The following is a 15,374-nucleotide window of genomic DNA, read 5'->3' on the forward strand; positions in this document are numbered from 1 at the left end:
GCGTCTCGGCTTGCTCGATGGCCGAGACCGCATCCGTGCTCGACACGGCATCGCGCAGCGCCAGCCCTTCGGCCATCTGGCTCCAGCCGAGCTGGCCGCCCGCCATTTCGGCCATCTTCTCGGCCATGGCACGGCACGTCAGCTTGCTGCGGTCGAAATCGAGTCGCGCCTGCAGCACGCCATTGGTGAGCAGGTTGTACAAACCGGGATCGGCCCGCTGGATGATCAGCGCGGGCAACGATGCCACCGCACTGGTGGCACTCTGGATCACCGACGACATGATTTGCTGGAAGCCGTTGGTGATGCCGTTAAGTTGGTTCTTCAACGTGGTCTGGATGCTCATGTCGCCGCAGATCAAGTTGCTGTTCCAACCCACGCCGACACCGAGAGAGCGCATGCCGGCCGCACGGCCCATCGACACGGCGTTGCCGCCACCGATCGAGTACATGACGTCATCGCCGATGACACTGCCGCTGGTCTGGTAGCCCAGTTGACCCCAGGCCACGCCGCTGCCCAGCGCGAGGGCGCCGGCCAGCGCCAGGACGATCTCCGTGCGACGTGCCCGGCGGGAGAACGGATTGAATGCAGGACGGAACTTCATGGCACCACCTCAGAGAAAATCGACGCTGCCCAGGAACACTTGGCCCCGGCGTTCGCAGCAGGCATACGGCCGCCACAGCGCCCATGCGTAGTCGCCTTGCTGCGCCTGGGTAAGAAAGCCGCTGCGCGGGAAGACCGTGCAGGACGACGACAGGACGGGCGTGAGTTCTTGCCACTTTCCGGTCGAGGCATCGCCCTCCATCAGCGCGCCTGCCGGCCAGTAGCCGTCGCGGGAGTTGGCAAGCAACGGCTGATAGACGTGGATCTGCCCCGGCGCGTGACCACATCGCCTGCACGCTGGGCCACCACTGCGCCGGCCTTGAAGTCGTCGGTCTGGTGCAGGAAGCCGCCACGGGGATACACGTTGCCCCACAGGTTCATCGTGGTGCGTGCGCCGACCTCACGCCGGCCCGGAATCAGCGCTTCCGGGTAGGCCATCTCGGGCACGTTGTAGCGCCAGGCCAGCGTGTCCAAGGTGCTGAGCAAGTACGGCATGAACGCCGTGCCCGCGCCCTCGCAGAAGTAACCCGACGACGAGACGAACTGGTTGAACACCTCGACGCCGGGGTGGCCGATAACGTCCGAGTTTTTGAACTTGGCGAGGTTGTTTTCGTGATCCTCGTTCGTGGTTCCATCGCCGCCCGCTTGGGCGGACGGGTTGGGCGTGCTCATTGCCCGGACCTCGACCCAGGGGTTTTCGCCGGTATTCGAGTACGACGACACCACCGCATCGGGGATGTAGTGGCGCACCTTGATGGACGTGCGCACCGTGCAGCCGGTCCAGGTGCAATAGAGCCAGTAGCAGATGCCAACGACGCGGTATTCGAGGCAGTCGGGTGACGCTACCGAGCCGACGATGGTGGCAGTGTTGAGGGCGTAGCTGCCCGTGGCGCTGAGCAGCAGCAACGAAGCCACGCCAGCATGCAGACGGCGCATCAGGTCGAATGGTCGGGTCACGGCTGGGTCCTCCGGTGCTGCTCGATGCGCGCGACAGCGCGAGCCACATCCGACTCGCCATAGACCACATAGCGCCTGTCCACCACCACGGCCGGGAGGCTGGTGATGCCGAGACTCCATGCGTCGGTAACGCTTTGGTATGCGGAAGCGATGCGTCGCTGCAGATCGGCACCGCCGCCATTCAGCCGGCGCTTGACGATGGCCGTCGCCTGTTCGGGGTCGGTGGGCAGTCCCGCGGAAAGCTCCGCTTCAATCCTGTGGGCTTCGTTCAGTTCGATCAGCCGCTCGCCGCCCATGGTCTTGACCGGGTGGCGGCTGTCGGTGACGACCACCACGTCGGCGGCGAAGGTGGCCGGGCTGAAAACGGCCAGGGCTGCCGGCAGCGCCACGGCCAGGCCGAGGGTTCGCCAGCCCGGCGCGAACCTGGAAAGAGATGCTGGCATGTCGCGTGCCCTTGAAGTTGATCAGAGCAGTAGTCAAACGCGAAGCCGACGCGGCCCCAACAAACAATGCGCATCGCGCACTGCCCGCATACCTGCTTGTCTCGCGCCCATGAAAAAGCGGAGGCCGAAGCCTCCGCGTGGATCAAGGAGCGGGCTACAGCAGACCGGATTCCGCGAACGAGTATGGAGCGCCTTGGCCGACGATGATGTGGTCCAACACTCGCACATCGATGAGCGCCAACGCAGCCTTCAGTCGGTCGGTCAAAGCGCGATCCGAGCTCGACGGCTCAGTGCATCCCGAGGGATGCTGGTGCGAAAAAATCACCGCGCCGGCATTCAGCTCCAATGCACGCTGCACGACAGCGCGCGGATAAACTGCAGTCGAATCGAGCGTGCCCTTGAACATCGGCTCATAGGCCAACACCCGGTGCTGGCTGTTCATGAACACGATGGCGAACACTTCGTTCGGTTCTGCGACGAGTTTCAGACGCAGATAGTCCTTCACGGCCTGTGGCTGGCCAAGAAGCGGCCCGGCCTTGAAAACACGTTGTTCCAGCAGCGCGATGGCCTGCCGGATGATCCAATCATCAGATTGGGACGCTGGGGCAAAACGTGGCTCCACGCAGGAGTCATTTACGACGAGAGACATGGCGGACCTCCAGAATGTGAACGGAGGACGCCACCCCAGGAGGGCAAGCCCTCCTGGGGATGGAAACAGCGGAACAAGGTGCATCCACCACCGCGCAGCGGTGATTGTTCGCAGCCAGGATGCGAAGCGAACGGGTAGCGGTCAGTGCGGCAAGCCGCGCCGTAGCCTCCAAGACCGAGGGCTACCTGGGCATGTCGCCGACAACGTCGGCAGGCATTTCGGATGTGGGGATGGTGGGTGCGGCCGCCGTGTCGCTGGCCGAGTTCCCGGTCGCCAGCATGTCAATGGCCGACAGCAAGGCATCGCCCTCGATCGGCCCCTGCAGCAGGATGGTCTGACCCGTCTGGCGATCGAGCAGCCGCAGCGACGGCGTGGCGGTCACACCGCTCTTGGTGGCTTCAGCGGCCTGGGCGCGAATAAGCACATCTGGCCGCTCGCTCGCCAGGCACCGCTCGACGGCCGGCGTCGATGCGGGGTAGCGCAGGCCATCGGGCAAGCCCTGGCCGTCGCTGCGCGTGTGGGCATAGACCCATTCGATCGCCTGCCAGAACGCCGCATGCCCGCCACCTTCGGCGGCGCACTCGGCCAGACGCGCCTCGGCCGACGCGGCGGGCTCGTGTGCGGCCAGCGGCTGGTGGTGCCATTGCAGGGCCACGTCGGTGTTGTTGCCGACCCAGCGCTTGAGCTGCGGGAAATACTCCCGGCAGAACGGACATTCCAGGTCGGCATAGAGCGTCAGCGTGAAGCGGCCCTCTGGGTTGCCCATCTGCCAGGGTGACCCCGGCGTCTGCGTCATGCTGACCGGCGAGGGCGACGGCGCTGAGGATTCATCGGGCGACCGGGGGACGAGCCAGATCAACAGCAATGCGACCAATGCAGCGGCCAAGGCCCAGGGCCAGCGGGGACGCCCGTTGCGACGGCGGAACACCTGGACCTGCATCGGAATGGAAGGACGTTTCGGTTCCATGGCGTTCTCCGGCTTAGTAGGGCAGTTCCAGGGCTGGCGAATCGATGCCGCGTGCCTGGTCGATCTTCTCGGCCACCTTGAAGGCCGCCTCCAGTTCGGAGCAGCCGTATTGCTGCATGAGCTGGTAGCGCTCGGCCTTCTCTTCGGGTTCGGTCTGCGCGAGCGCGAGGTACAGGCTCGGCGGCACGGCACGGAACAGCACTTCCATGCTCTTGGAGAGGATGACGCCCTCGGTGAATTTCCCCGCCTCTTTGCGCGCCGACAACATTAGCGCCTTCTGTGCTGGGCTGAGTTCGCGGAACCGCGCGATCTTCTCCACCTCATCCGGGGGCATCGACAAGCAGATCCACCACTCGATCATGTTGAGCATGGGCTCAGCTGCGCGCGGCAGATCGTCGATGTTCTGCGTGGCCAACCAGAACCATGCGCCCAGCTTGCGCCACATCTTCGTGATCTTGACCACGTAGGGCGCGAGCAGTGGGTTCTTCGTGATGATGTGTCCTTCGTCGGTGACGTTGATGATCGGGCGTCCAAGGTATTGGTCGCGCTCGGCGATGTTGTTCACCGTGCTGATCAGGCTGATGTAAGCGATGGAGAGCTGCGCGTTGTAGCCCGCGCGGGCGTATGTCGCGAGGTCAACCAAGGTGATGTCGGCTTCGGGCCACGGCGTGCCGTCGCGGTCGAACATTTCGCCGTCCGTGCCTTGACAGAACATGTCCATCGCATCCGCCATCTCCAGCAGCCGCACGCGGCGCATTTCGGGCAGCGTCGGGTCCTGGCCGCGGGCGCGCAACGCGTTGCGCACGTCGCGCGTAAGCACCGTGCGTTTGTCGGCCACGCAGTGCTCGGCGGCGTCGAGGATGCACTGACGGATCAGCGAGCGGTCAGCCCGTGTCATCCGGGCTTCCTCCTTGTCCTCTCCGCCCGTGATCATCAGCCGCGCCGTGATCTCCAGTTCGCCGAGCACGTCGCGCTGCTCGTCCGCCTCCATGGCCGAGGCATCTGGTGGCGGGTCTTCATCCAGCGCGTCGGCGTCGAGCGTCTGCACGTCGCTGGGCGTCTCGATCAGCCGACGCGCGTCTGCGAATGGCGCGAGGCTGATGCCCGAACCTGGGGCCAGCTTGACCCGGTTTACCGTCAGCCCGAGCCTGCGTGCGAAGTCGCTGAACAGGCCGAAGCTGTTGCCAGCCTCCACGATGAACAGCCGCGGTCGGTAGATGGCCGTGACCTGATTCAAGAGGTTGTTGAGCGTGGCGCTCTTGCCGGAGCCGGTGGGGCCGAACAGGAACAGATGGGCGTTCATCTGCCGATCCAGGCGGCTGAGCGGGTCGAAGGTGATCGGCCCGCCACCGCGGTTGAACATCGTGATGCCCGGGTGCCCCGTACCTTGAGCGCGGCCCCACACCGGCGACAGGTTCGCCGCGTGCTGAGCGAACATCAGTTGGGTGTACCACTTGCGCCGATCCTGGCCGGGGTTGTAGCAGCATGGCAGCCACCGCAAGTAGCTGTTGAGCGGCGCCACCTCGTCGTCCTCGCGCACCGGCTGCAAGCCAGCATTGAGCATCACGTTCGCCAGGTCCAGGCCGCGCCGGTCCAGTTCCGCTTCGTCGCGTCCGCGCAGGTAGAATGCCAGCGTCCCCCGGTAGAGCTTGTGCGCGCTGCCGATGAGGGAGCGGGCTTCCTGCACGTCCTTCAACGTCTGCTCCGACGCCAGCGTCTCGCCCACGGCCTTCTTCGCCAGGTGGTTGAGATCCGCTTCCAGGACATCCTGCGGCGTGGCGACCATCGTGAGACACAGCAAGGTGTCTTCCGGCATCTGGTCGAACAGCGTGTTGATGGCATCCCCTTTGCGGGTCTCGCCGGTCAGGTGTCCGGTGCCGGGCGGCATGCGCAGCCGGTCGGTGATCAGCACGCGGTGCGGCATGCCGTCGAAATACCAGGTGCCGTGCTCCACGTCGGAGCGTGGCTGGCCGAAGAACAGCCGCTGACTGAAATCCCGCCCGCTCGCCAGCTCGATTTCGCCGGCCTCGCTTTCTTCGGTGCTGTCGGGGTAGCGCGCCAGTGCATAGAAGCGCTCCTGATCCTCGGCTCCAGGCCCGAGCATCGCGGGGCGCGGATTGAACCACCGCAGCAGCCAGTCGTGGACGTCGGCTGCGACCATGCGCCGTGCCTGGATGCCGGCGTTCGCCAGGCCGCCGCACAGGCGGTCGCAGACGATGTTCAGCATCTGCTCGGGCGTCTGGCCGCGGCGGCTTGCCTGCCCGGTGGCACGGCGATAGATCACCATGCGCACCCGCCGCGTCTGGCCGCGCCAGCGCAGCCGCGTGACCACCGTGTCCTCGAACAGGCCGCCCGGCTTGGCGACCGCGCGCAGATGGTGGCCGAAGAAGCGCAGGTAGAACTCGGTGAACGCAGTATCGCGGGCGCGCGGCTGCACATAGTCGCGCAGGGTCTGCATGTACTGGTCGAAGCTGGGCTCGTCCTGGGCGTAGAGCTGGAGCACCCAGGGGTTCTCGTCCAGCTCATCGAACGAGTCCTGGAGCGCGTTCTCCAAGGCATCGCGGGCATGCGCGAGCCAGCCGGGCTCCCGCCCCTCGGTGCCCAGCGGCACCAGCTCGTAGAAGGCAGCGACCGACTGCCCATCCTCCAGCAGCATGGACTTCGACTGCGGCAAGAACTCCACCCAAGGCAGCAGTTCCGCGAACGACGGCGCGACGTCGTACAGCGCCTGCTCGTCGGCTACCGTCGCCGGCCTGCGGCCCTGGACCGCTGCGCCGGGTTCAGGGACGCCGGCCTGGCGCAAGGCCTCGACGTGGCGCTGCCAGCCGTCCGGCTTCTCTTCGTCGCCGGTGCCGGATGCGGCCAGCTTCGGCCAGGGAAGTTTCCAGCGCATCAATAGTCCTCCAGCCGTTCACCGGGCATGGCGTACTGCACGCGCTGGTACAGCGGGAAGACCGTCGTGTAGCCCGGAACCGGCACGGGGTCCGTGCCCGCTAGGTGCGGGTACACATACATGACGAGATCGGGGTTGGGCAGGCGCTGGAACTGGCGATAAACCTCGTTGCGCGCCAAGCGCGTGTAGCGCATCTGCTCGACGGGCGCAGCCTGCACATCGGCGTCGGTCAGCGGCCGGCGCAGGCTCTGGCGCGCGTCGAGCAACTGCCGGCGCGCGACCTGGCCGGTGCCACTGCCGCCGCCACCCGTTTCCTGCTGCCAGATGTCCATCATGGTGCGGTCGCTATGGGTCAGCAGTTCTTCCTTGCTGGTGGCGCAACCGCCGAGCACGGCGACGGCCGCGGCCAGCGCGAGGCCCTTAATCGAGTTCGAGCGCATGGCTTTCTCCTGCACGGTGATCGACGCGCCGGCCTTCGGGGTCGTGATCGATGGCCAGCGGCTTTTCGAGGTGGACGGCAACCTTGGCACCAGGCTGGACATAGACGGAGGCGAAGGCCTGGCCGTAGAGCTTGTTGACCCAGGCCGACATGTCCCGGACGCCGCCCGCGAGGATCTGGCCGACTGCTTCCTTGCCGCTGATGCCCACGGTGCCGATGGCGCCGTCCGAGCCGACGTAGGACATGCGGCCGCTGTCGCTCTCGATGAGCGAGGCCACGCCGGCACCGGCCGCCGTGATCAGGGCCTGCGAGCCGAGGTACTGCTGGGCGTTGCTGCGCCGTTCGCCACTGACGCAGGGGATGCCGTGCGGATCGCTGATCCAGCCCAGGCCGTCGCGCTGCTGGTTGTTCTGCTGGTTGCCTTCGCGGTCTTCGGGGATGGTGCGGATCGTGCCGTCGTTGAAGACGAAGGTGATGCTGCGTACCTGGCCGCGCACGCACGAGAGCGTCCAGTCACCCGATGCGGTTCCGCTGAACACGGCGCCGGCCACGTCGGGAATATCAATCCCGTTGGCCGTGAGGTTGTCCGGGCCGACCAGCACCTTGAAGGGGTACGGATCGTTCACCGTCCCGTCGATCGGCACACGACCGATCAGCGCGGTCATCGCGACCGACCCCATCAGCGTTGAGTTGGTTGGCACGGTATAGACCGGCTTGGCGCTCTTGACGCCTGCCGCACGTGCGCCGGCGTTCGCCACGGTTTCCGCGGTCGTTTCCAGCGTGCTTTGCGCCGGGCCGAAGCTCGTCGGGAAGCTCATGCCGCTGCCCGTGCCACGACTGCCGTTGCGTCCCTCGGCCTTCTTCGCGTCGTCCGGTTCGACCCAGCGCATGCCGCCTTCCATGTCGGCCTCGTCGCCATCGCGCAGCCCCAGGCCCACGGGCAGATCGGCATGGCCGCCGCCGCGCCCGCCGATGCTGTCCAGACGCCGCTGCAGGTCGGCGAGCAGCCCTTCGGTCTGCTGGCGCGCGCTGGCCGCCTGTTCCTGGTCGCGGCGCAGGTTGGAGCGCTCGGATTCGAGGGCCGAATTGATGCGCTGATCGATGGAGTTCTCGCGCTGGCGCAGCCGCTGGTTTTCCTCGCGCTGCGACTTGTTGTCGGTCAGCGCGGTCTGAAGCTCGGTGCGCAACTGCTTTACCTGGGCGACGAGCGTTGCCACTGTATCGCGGGGGGTATCGCCTTCGATGCCCAACGCCTTCATTTCCTCGGGTGTGAGCTTGGCGCCGGCATCCGGGGCGAGCGGCGCCGACGAGCTTCCACCCGAAAACAACCGGATGGCGACGAACAGCACTAGCAAGGCGACCGGGATCATCAGCCACTTGAGCAAGCCGTTACTGCGCATGGCGGGCCTCCTTGCCGTCGCCGGCTTCAGCTTCCGGTTGCGGCAGATGCACGGCCGGGTCGAAGCGGTGGATCGCCGGCAGCAGCGACTGCGCCAGGCCGCGCCCGCGCGTCACCAGGTACAGGACGGTCGTGTCCTCGGGCGTTCCGCGCGGGCCGAGCGCCTCGTGCTGGAAGGTGGCGGTGAGGAAGTCGCCTTGCAGCACGCGCGGGTCGAGCGTGATCCTGCCCGCGCCGGTGTTGGTCAAGCGCACGGCAGTGACCCACTGGTCTTCCAGACGCCACGACGCGAGCGCGACCGCGCGCACCGGCAGCGTCGGCATCAGCGTGCCGAGGTCGAGGTCACGGCGCAGGTTGACCCGCATGACACCCGGCAGCGGCTCCACGGTGCGCAGCGGCGCATAGAGGTTCTGCGCAGCGAAGCGCGTCAGGACGACCGGCACGGGGGTTTCGCGCCGCGCCGCTTGAGCGCCTGTCTGATCCTGGGCGCGTGCCGGGGCCTCATCGGCACCGCCTGCCTGATCGCCGTAGCGCGCCGGGGTGCTGCTGCCCTCGACGATGCGCACCGGCTCCAGCTCGGCCTCGCCGTCCTTGGGCGGCTCGGCCGCGATGTCGAGCAGGATCAGCGCGCCCGTGTCGGCGTCCTGCAGTTGCAGCCGCGTGGGCTCGATCGGTTCGCTGGCGCGCAGGTACACCGCGCCGCCCGCGCTCTGCACGCGCAGGCGTTCGCCCGCGCCCGCAGGCACGCCCACGCGGACGTTCCGGTCGATGAACACGATGCGCTCTTGGCCCACCCTCAGCGGCACCGCGAGCGGCATGCGTTCCCAGCGCAGAATTTCGACCGCCTGGACAGCGGCGGGCATGGTGGCCGAGGCAGCCACGGCTAACAGCCCAAGCAGCGTGAATACAGGATGCTTCATGGGGTGTTTCCTCCTTGGGGCGCTTGCGGAGACAGGCCGCCAGGCGCCGGGCGCGACGGCTCCGGGGCGCTGATGCGCTGGGGGGCACCGTCGTAGCAGTCAAGCGCCAGACCGAACGGGTTGCGGGCGGGATCAACGTCCACCCGCGTGACCTTCACCGGGTAGCGCACCAAGGCCCGCTTGACCTGCTCGGCGCCGTAGTACTCGTCGGCGGTGATGTCCAGCCTCACCACCCAGTCGCGGTCGGAGACCACGCGCACGCGCGCCGTGGGGTCGTCGCCGTAGCCGCGGCCGGGGATTTCGTAGATACCGCGCACGCGCTGGCGCAGCTCGCCCGTGCTGCGGCGATAGTCGTAGTCCGCCCGCAGGAAGGCCTGGCAGGACGGGGTGAGGTACGGCGAGAGCGTGTGGAGGTTGCGCGCGTAGTCCTCTTCGCCGTTCGTCGGCCAGCGGTTGAGGGTCTGGAACACGTAGAACGTGAACGCATAGACCGATTCGGGCGGAACTTCCCACCACTTGCGGGTACTGCCGGAGCGCAGGTCGGGCGGGACGTGGATGGTTAGGTCGCGCGGCGCGCTCCACCAGCCGCCGCCCATGACCAGAGCGACGATGACCAGCGCGCCGGCACCCAGGCGGAGCGTCTTGATGTGCGCCTGCAGATGGGTGATCTCGTTCTTGAAGCGGCTCATCGTGCCCCCCTTGCAACAGACCTTCGGGTGGTCCAGAAGCCGGAGCGTGAGATCAGCACATGGCCGCCCACCCAGCCCGCCGCCAGCGGGTGGCGCGTGGCGATGCGCCATTGCAGTTGCCGGTACAGCCAGGTGTCGGGGCGCCCGCGCTTGAGGCGACGCAGGATGCCGCCCCCGATGAAGACGCCGAAGGCCACGCCCAGCACGACGAACGTGGGCGCGAGCGCGATCGTGCGGAACACCCAGGACAGCGGCGCACCGACCAGCAGGCCGGCGGCGCCGGACAGGCCGCAGCAGATCCACAGCTCGTCGGCGGTGAGGCCGCGCACAACAACGGGATGGCGGTTGAGCCGGTGCGGAAGGAACGTGACCGTCCCGTCCGCACGGACGTGCTGCTGCTCGGACATACCAGCCTCGCCTTACAGGATGCCGGTGGCTTCGGTGAGCAGCCAGATGCCGATCACGAGCAGCACGGCGCCGATGGCGACCGTGAGGCCGAACTGGCCCCACGTCTTGCGGCCGGTGTGGATCTCCGCGTAGGTGCCGTAGGCGTGGTAGCAGACGCCGATAAACATCGACGCCACGACCAGCAGGGCCACGAGCATGATGATGTCGTAGCCGTAGTTGCGGATCGTTTCCATGATGCCGTTGCCGGTGCCGCGGGTCGGGTTCTCCAGTTGCGGCAGCCCCTGCGCGAACGACAGCGCGGGCAGCGCGGCGGCGCCCAGGGCCACGGCGGCACGCTGGGAAAAACGGGACGTGAGGATGCGGTTTTGCATGGTCAGGCCTTTCAGGTCAGGAGAGGAGGAAGAAACTCAGGACGAGGTACATCGCGACAAAGCGGATGCAGACGCCGAGGAACTGGCGCTGGTTGAGGCGGCTCTCTGACCACCCCACGTAGGCCGTTCGGATGGCCCAGACGCCCCAGACGAGCAGGACCGCGAACACGACGCCGACCAGGACGGTCGCCATCGCCGAAGGCGCGATGCCGCTGTTGGCTTGAAATGCCGAGACCTGGGCGCCGTTCATGGCTTGGCCTCCGCGGTCGTCGGCGATGGAGCGACGGTCCGCTCGGTGCGGTAGTCGCCAGCCAGTTCAGCGGGGTCGCGCGGCTGGGCACGCGACGGTGTGAGGTGGGCCTGGATGCCGGCGCGCACGCGCGCCAAGTCAGCCAGCAGCCGCGGGTAATCGAAGTGGTAGCGCTCGCCCGGCTGGATGGGGGCATGCGCGGCGCTGTTGGTGACGGTGCGCTCCAGCGCGTCGAGTTGACGCAGCGCGGCGACCAGCTCCTGGCGCTGCGCGGGGGGCTCGGCCAATGTCATCGGGGACTGGCCCAGCAGGAGGGCCGTCACGAAAAAAGTGGGCACGCCGCGATGCGCGGCGCGCTGCCAGATCGGAGCCAACATCGCGCCATTCCTGTGTGATCAGCAATGGGTTGATCGTGGGCAACGAGGGGCTTTTAGGCCGCAAACAATAGGAACCTGCGGATGACCGGATTGATGGTCTAGAGGTACTTCTTGAAGCTGCCTGCGGTCAGGCTCACGGCCAGTCCCAGCAAGGCGGCGCTCGGCAGCAGGATCAGGAGTGGATGCACCGAGATCGGCAAGGCCAGGTACGTGACCCACGGCAACACGGCCAGCGGCATCAGGCTCGCCTTCGCCCGGTGGTAGATGAAACCGGATTCCCGGCCCGCGCCGAACCGGCGCACGTCCCGCCGTACCAGGCCGTCGATCAGACCGACGAATGCCGCGGTGAAGATCAGCGGCAGCGTGAGCACCAGGACCAGCAGGCGCACCAGGAAAGTGAGCGTCGTGAAGGCCGCAGCGATCAGGTAGCTCTCGGTCCAGACATAGACCTGGCTGATGTAGTACCGGAAGTTGCGGGTCTGCCCATGGCTGGGCGCGCGGGCGCGCTCGGCGGTCTGGCTCATGCGCTCCAGCAGCCCCGAGCGCACGAACACCCATTCGTAGCCGGTATCCACCAGCTCGTGCGCCGTTCGGCCCGGCTCCTGCACGACGACGCTGCGCGTGAAATGGTTGGACAAATGCCCCAGCTCGTACTGCAACATCTGCTGGGAGTGGCGCCAGCCTTGGTCCTTCCAGAACAGGTGCATGCCGACGCACTCGACCACGATCGAGAACAGCAGCGAGCCGATCAGCACCCCGAGCAGCCGGAACGGCAAGGTGATGGTGCCGACGATCAGGCCCTGGCGCTGGTTCTGCTCCCGCTGCGCGGTCGAGGCGGCGTCCTTCATGACGAGGCCTCGTTGCCGGCGCTGTCGTCGGTGGCTGCCGGGCCAGCTTCGGTCGGCGTAGCCTCATCCAGCAGGTCCTTGGGCAAAGCCCCGTCCTGCGGGGCCGGAGAACTGGTGAACTCCCACCACTGCGTGGCTTCGCTGTAGCTCTGGCGCATGTACCCGGCCAGTTGCTGCAAGTCCGCCGGCATCACCTCGTCCGGGTCCGGCGCCGGCAGCGGCATGCGCACTTTCCAAAGCTGACCACCCTGCAACAACGCGAAGCACTGGCCCTTGGGCAAGCCGACGACGTGCGACGGCTCGATCATCGGCACGCTGGACATGCTGATGCGGTCCTGGGTGTTCGACGTGAAATCCGTCGCCCCGCGAATGTCCGAGCTGTCGGTCGCGCCGCTGACGATGGTGGTCGTATAGACCTCGACCTTCGGTAGTTGCCGGGTCAGCAGTTCAGCGGTCGCGGTCTCGCGCACGCGCAGCATGAACAGGTTGTTGAAGTTGCCGATCACCTGACCGGCCTTGGCGCGGTTGCCAATGCGGGCCTCGATGTCCGAGAGGGTCTGCGTGTACGCGGTGACCTGGAGGCCTGCGCCACCGCCCTTGTTGATCAATGGGATGAACTCATCGCCCATCAATTCGTTGAACTCGTCGGCGTGGACATTGATCGGCACGCGCGCACCGGCTGAAGCGCCCGGCAAGCCATCGTCAATCCCGTGCTTGTAGATGTGGCCTGCGACCGAAACCAGGTCGGAGAACATGGAATTGCCGACCGCTGCGGCGACCTCGGCGTCGGACAGCGCGTCCAGGCCCACGTAGACGACGGCGCGCTTTCGGATGACCTGCATCCAATCGAAGATCGGGCGCGGGTCGGCCAGGTCGGAATAATTCGGGGCCAGAAGCTGGGAAATCTTCCCGCTGGTGAGCTTCTCCAGCAGCGGCAGCAGGCTGGCGACGATCTTGTCGAAGTACGTCTTGTCGTAGCGGACGGCAGAGCGCAGGCCGTCCAGCACCGGGTCGTAGTTGCGGGCCTGGGAGAGGTACTGCTCCAGCGCCACCACGCGCTTCTCGCGCCCGATCATGTTGCGCGGGATGTTCTTCTCATTGAGCTTGGCCTCGATCTGAACGATCACCTCCCAGGCCTTGGGCTCGGTCTTGGCGAAGTAGTGCTGGGCGTACTCGATGAACAGCGCGTCGATGTTGATGACGTGCCGCTGGATCAGCATGTAGTCCGGGCGCTGCCCCAGTTCCACCAGGGCGCGGGCGATGATGTTGACGAAGCGCCACGCGAACTCCCTGAAGGCTGCGCTGTTGCCTTCGCCGGAGAGCTGGCCCGCGATGCGGGTGGCGACTTCCGAGATGCGACCGAAGCGGCCTACGGCGTTGTAGCGCGCGGAAATGTCCGGCCAGCCCAAATGGAAGACATAGAACTCGCCTTCGCGGCCCGCGCGCTTGGCCTCGACATACATCCGCTTCAGGAGATCGGCATCTCCTTTGGGGTCGATGAAGATCACGACCTCGTGCTCGCCCGCAGAGTTCGTGCGCCGGATGTCCTGCGTGACGAACAACTCGGCCAACCGGGTCTTGCCCACGCGCGTGGTGCCCAGTACCAGCGAGTGCCCGACGCGCTCGCCCAGCGGCAGGCTGACGTCCACCTCCTCCGGTTCGATTCCGTGCAGGCGCGGCAGGCCGCCCACTGGCGGCAGCGGCCGCACCGGGTTGCAAGGTACGTCCCAGCCGGTGAGTTTCGACAGCCGGGACAGCGGGAACGGCGCGAACTCCAGCCGTTCCTCCAGCCTGCGCGCCAGCCGATAGGCCGGCGTCGGCTCGACGTAGCGCCGAAACTCCGGCCGGTACGTCTGCATGAGCCTATGGGTGTGTTTCTGCTCCCACAGGAACCCGCGCCCCACGAATAGGCGCTGCTGGCTGACCGGCACGTCCTTGCTGGTCATCACGTAACGCGGCAGACGGCGGATGTTGCGCCGGTAGCGCAGGATGATGCGGGCATCGCGGTAGCGGATCGCGCCGTAGGCGCCGAACGCCAAGGCGCTGCCGATGCCCATGGCCGGGCTCAGCGCGAGCGACCATGGGGCCACCAGGCACAGAAACGCGGCGCCTGCACACGCCGCGACGGTGTATAGCTCCACCGCTGGGCGTAGCAGAACCTCGACCGGCTGTTTGCCCGACATGGCTTCATTGCTCGATGCCGGTGGCCGTGATCAGCGCCGGGTAGTGCCGCAGGCCCAGGCGATCGGCCAGGTCGTCGCCGGCCACGGGCGCGAGCGGCACGCCCGGCACCAGGGCGCGCAGCCGCGCCAGGCCCTGCGCGGTCTCGACGTTGACGACCAGGCCGACCGCGCCACGTTCGCGCAAAGCGGCGGCGCGGCGCTGCAACCAGGCCCGGGAAGCCTCGTCGTCGCCGATGACCACGAACGGCCGCAGGCCGGGCGCTTCGATCACCCGTCGCGCGACGGTGCCGGGCGTGAGCTTGGCGCTGCGCACCGGCAGCATCGCGGCTTCGTCCGCCCGTGTGGCAGGAACCTGGGGCGTCGGGATGGACGGCCGCGCCGGTGCGTTGGCGCGCGGCTGGAGATTCAGGGCTTCGTAGTACGGCAATGCCGACGTGCCGCCACGGTCCTCGACAACGATCAGTGGCTCGCCGGCACGCGAGGCCAGCGGCAGGCCTGACAGCAGCATGAGTAGGCCCGTGAACGCGAGATGGGCGGGATGGGGTTTCGTCATGGGGAGGTCTCCTGGCGCGCCGCGAGGACCGCGGCGGCTGGTCGCGTGCCCTGCACGCGGGCAAGGTGGCGCGACACGCTGCGCCGATAGCGGGCGGCGGGCTCGCCGCCTGCGGGGCGGTGGTAGCGGCCGATCGCCAGCAGCCAGTCCTCGCCGGGGGTGTGCTGCTCCTTCAGGATCTCGGCGGCAACGGCCAGGTTGCGATACGGATCCAGCAGGTCGCACGCGCCGGTAAAGCGGTGCTTGTGGTAGCCGAGGTTGATCTGGCCCAGGCCCGCATCAATGCGCGTGTGCGGCGTGGCGCGCATCGCCTGCTGCAGGCCAGCGCAGGCGTCGGCGCGCGTGGCGAAGCGGCGCGACTGGCCGGCGACGTTGAGGGACCACGGCCACGGCACCAGGCGCCCGTTGCGCCGGATGCCGCTCTCCTG

At 67.2% G+C, this 15,374-nt stretch carries 16 protein-coding genes and 2 pseudogenes; all 18 read right to left on the minus strand.

What is annotated here, in order from left to right:
* Positions 1 to 601 (minus strand): annotated as a pseudogene (locus RTY46_RS18565) (integrating conjugative element protein); the annotation flags it as partial.
* A gap of 9 nt (positions 602 to 610) precedes the next feature.
* Positions 611 to 1,557: pseudogene (locus tag RTY46_RS18570) on the minus strand (TIGR03756 family integrating conjugative element protein).
* Positions 1,554 to 2,000, minus strand: coding sequence for a TIGR03757 family integrating conjugative element protein (locus tag RTY46_RS18575; protein ID WP_026083770.1), 447 nt, complete (start codon positions 1,998 to 2,000; stop codon positions 1,554 to 1,556). Before RTY46_RS18575 ends, RTY46_RS18570 begins: the two are co-directional and overlap by 4 nt.
* 154 nt (positions 2,001 to 2,154) lie before the next feature.
* Positions 2,155 to 2,649 (minus strand): DNA repair protein RadC, encoded by a 495-nt coding sequence (gene radC / locus RTY46_RS18580; protein WP_017640437.1) that lies wholly within the window; start codon positions 2,647 to 2,649, stop codon positions 2,155 to 2,157.
* A gap of 181 nt (positions 2,650 to 2,830) precedes the next feature.
* Entirely contained in the window at positions 2,831 to 3,616 is a 786-nt protein-coding gene (locus tag RTY46_RS18585) for a thioredoxin domain-containing protein (RefSeq protein WP_017640436.1), read from the minus strand.
* Between the two features lie 13 nt (positions 3,617 to 3,629).
* Entirely contained in the window at positions 3,630 to 6,509 is a 2,880-nt protein-coding gene (locus RTY46_RS18590) for a conjugative transfer ATPase (RefSeq protein ID WP_312710247.1), read from the minus strand.
* A complete protein-coding gene (locus RTY46_RS18595; protein ID WP_017640434.1) occupies positions 6,509 to 6,949 on the minus strand; it encodes a TIGR03751 family conjugal transfer lipoprotein in 441 nt (146 codons plus the stop codon). Before RTY46_RS18595 ends, RTY46_RS18590 begins: the two co-directional genes overlap by 1 nt.
* Positions 6,930 to 8,348 (minus strand): TIGR03752 family integrating conjugative element protein, encoded by a 1,419-nt coding sequence (locus RTY46_RS18600; protein WP_047219621.1) that lies wholly within the window; start codon positions 8,346 to 8,348, stop codon positions 6,930 to 6,932. The genes RTY46_RS18595 and RTY46_RS18600 overlap by 20 nt, the downstream gene beginning before the upstream one ends.
* Entirely contained in the window at positions 8,338 to 9,267 is a 930-nt protein-coding gene (locus RTY46_RS18605) for a TIGR03749 family integrating conjugative element protein (RefSeq protein ID WP_312710249.1), read from the minus strand. Before RTY46_RS18605 ends, RTY46_RS18600 begins: the two co-directional genes overlap by 11 nt.
* Positions 9,264 to 9,956, minus strand: coding sequence for a PFL_4703 family integrating conjugative element protein (locus RTY46_RS18610; protein ID WP_017640431.1), 693 nt, complete (start codon positions 9,954 to 9,956; stop codon positions 9,264 to 9,266). Before RTY46_RS18610 ends, RTY46_RS18605 begins: the two co-directional genes overlap by 4 nt.
* Positions 9,953 to 10,363, minus strand: a complete 411-nt coding sequence (locus tag RTY46_RS18615; protein WP_004566561.1) for a TIGR03750 family conjugal transfer protein — start codon at positions 10,361 to 10,363, stop codon at positions 9,953 to 9,955. Before RTY46_RS18615 ends, RTY46_RS18610 begins: the two co-directional genes overlap by 4 nt.
* Before the next feature lie 12 nt (positions 10,364 to 10,375).
* Positions 10,376 to 10,735, minus strand: a complete 360-nt coding sequence (locus tag RTY46_RS18620) for a TIGR03745 family integrating conjugative element membrane protein (protein WP_017640430.1) — start codon at positions 10,733 to 10,735, stop codon at positions 10,376 to 10,378.
* Positions 10,736 to 10,751: 16 nt separating this feature from the next.
* Positions 10,752 to 10,985 carry a TIGR03758 family integrating conjugative element protein gene (locus tag RTY46_RS18625; protein ID WP_003050225.1) on the minus strand — a complete coding sequence of 78 codons (234 nt, stop codon included), beginning with the start codon at positions 10,983 to 10,985 and terminating at the stop codon, positions 10,752 to 10,754.
* Positions 10,982 to 11,362, minus strand: a complete 381-nt coding sequence (locus RTY46_RS18630; protein ID WP_017640429.1) for an RAQPRD family integrative conjugative element protein — start codon at positions 11,360 to 11,362, stop codon at positions 10,982 to 10,984. Before RTY46_RS18630 ends, RTY46_RS18625 begins: the two co-directional genes overlap by 4 nt.
* Before the next feature lie 98 nt (positions 11,363 to 11,460).
* Positions 11,461 to 12,210, minus strand: coding sequence for a TIGR03747 family integrating conjugative element membrane protein (locus tag RTY46_RS18635; protein WP_017640428.1), 750 nt, complete (start codon positions 12,208 to 12,210; stop codon positions 11,461 to 11,463).
* The gene (gene traD, locus RTY46_RS18640; protein ID WP_058143965.1) at positions 12,207 to 14,393 is read right to left on the minus strand and encodes a type IV conjugative transfer system coupling protein TraD; all 2,187 of its coding nucleotides are present in this window, start codon (positions 14,391 to 14,393) and stop codon (positions 12,207 to 12,209) included. The genes RTY46_RS18635 and traD overlap by 4 nt, the downstream gene beginning before the upstream one ends.
* A gap of 4 nt (positions 14,394 to 14,397) precedes the next feature.
* Positions 14,398 to 14,946, minus strand: coding sequence for an integrating conjugative element protein (locus RTY46_RS18645; protein WP_003109779.1), 549 nt, complete (start codon positions 14,944 to 14,946; stop codon positions 14,398 to 14,400).
* Positions 14,943 to 15,374: lytic transglycosylase domain-containing protein (locus tag RTY46_RS18650; protein WP_312710251.1), on the minus strand; the 432-nt coding region annotated here is incomplete at its 5' end. The genes RTY46_RS18650 and RTY46_RS18645, both read right to left, overlap by 4 nt.

The organism is Stenotrophomonas sp. (assembly GCF_032056425.1).
Classification (GTDB): Bacteria; Pseudomonadota; Gammaproteobacteria; order Xanthomonadales; family Xanthomonadaceae; genus Stenotrophomonas.

Coding starts and splice junctions, on each gene's coding strand:
- RTY46_RS18610 (WP_017640431.1), bottom strand. CDS start 9,956: ATGAGCCGCTTCAAGAACGAGATCACCCATCTGCAGGCGCACATCAAG.
- RTY46_RS18590 (WP_312710247.1), bottom strand. CDS start 6,509: ATGCGCTGGAAACTTCCCTGGCCGAAGCTGGCCGCATCCGGCACCGGC.
- RTY46_RS18595 (WP_017640434.1), bottom strand. CDS start 6,949: ATGCGCTCGAACTCGATTAAGGGCCTCGCGCTGGCCGCGGCCGTCGCC.
- RTY46_RS18645 (WP_003109779.1), bottom strand. CDS start 14,946: ATGACGAAACCCCATCCCGCCCATCTCGCGTTCACGGGCCTACTCATG.
- RTY46_RS18635 (WP_017640428.1), bottom strand. CDS start 12,210: ATGAAGGACGCCGCCTCGACCGCGCAGCGGGAGCAGAACCAGCGCCAG.
- traD (WP_058143965.1), bottom strand. CDS start 14,393: ATGTCGGGCAAACAGCCGGTCGAGGTTCTGCTACGCCCAGCGGTGGAG.
- RTY46_RS18605 (WP_312710249.1), bottom strand. CDS start 9,267: ATGAAGCATCCTGTATTCACGCTGCTTGGGCTGTTAGCCGTGGCTGCC.
- RTY46_RS18600 (WP_047219621.1), bottom strand. CDS start 8,348: ATGCGCAGTAACGGCTTGCTCAAGTGGCTGATGATCCCGGTCGCCTTG.
- radC (WP_017640437.1), bottom strand. CDS start 2,649: ATGTCTCTCGTCGTAAATGACTCCTGCGTGGAGCCACGTTTTGCCCCA.
- RTY46_RS18585 (WP_017640436.1), bottom strand. CDS start 3,616: ATGGAACCGAAACGTCCTTCCATTCCGATGCAGGTCCAGGTGTTCCGC.
- RTY46_RS18625 (WP_003050225.1), bottom strand. CDS start 10,985: ATGAACGGCGCCCAGGTCTCGGCATTTCAAGCCAACAGCGGCATCGCG.
- RTY46_RS18620 (WP_017640430.1), bottom strand. CDS start 10,735: ATGCAAAACCGCATCCTCACGTCCCGTTTTTCCCAGCGTGCCGCCGTG.
- RTY46_RS18615 (WP_004566561.1), bottom strand. CDS start 10,363: ATGTCCGAGCAGCAGCACGTCCGTGCGGACGGGACGGTCACGTTCCTT.
- RTY46_RS18575 (WP_026083770.1), bottom strand. CDS start 2,000: ATGCCAGCATCTCTTTCCAGGTTCGCGCCGGGCTGGCGAACCCTCGGC.
- RTY46_RS18630 (WP_017640429.1), bottom strand. CDS start 11,362: ATGTTGGCTCCGATCTGGCAGCGCGCCGCGCATCGCGGCGTGCCCACT.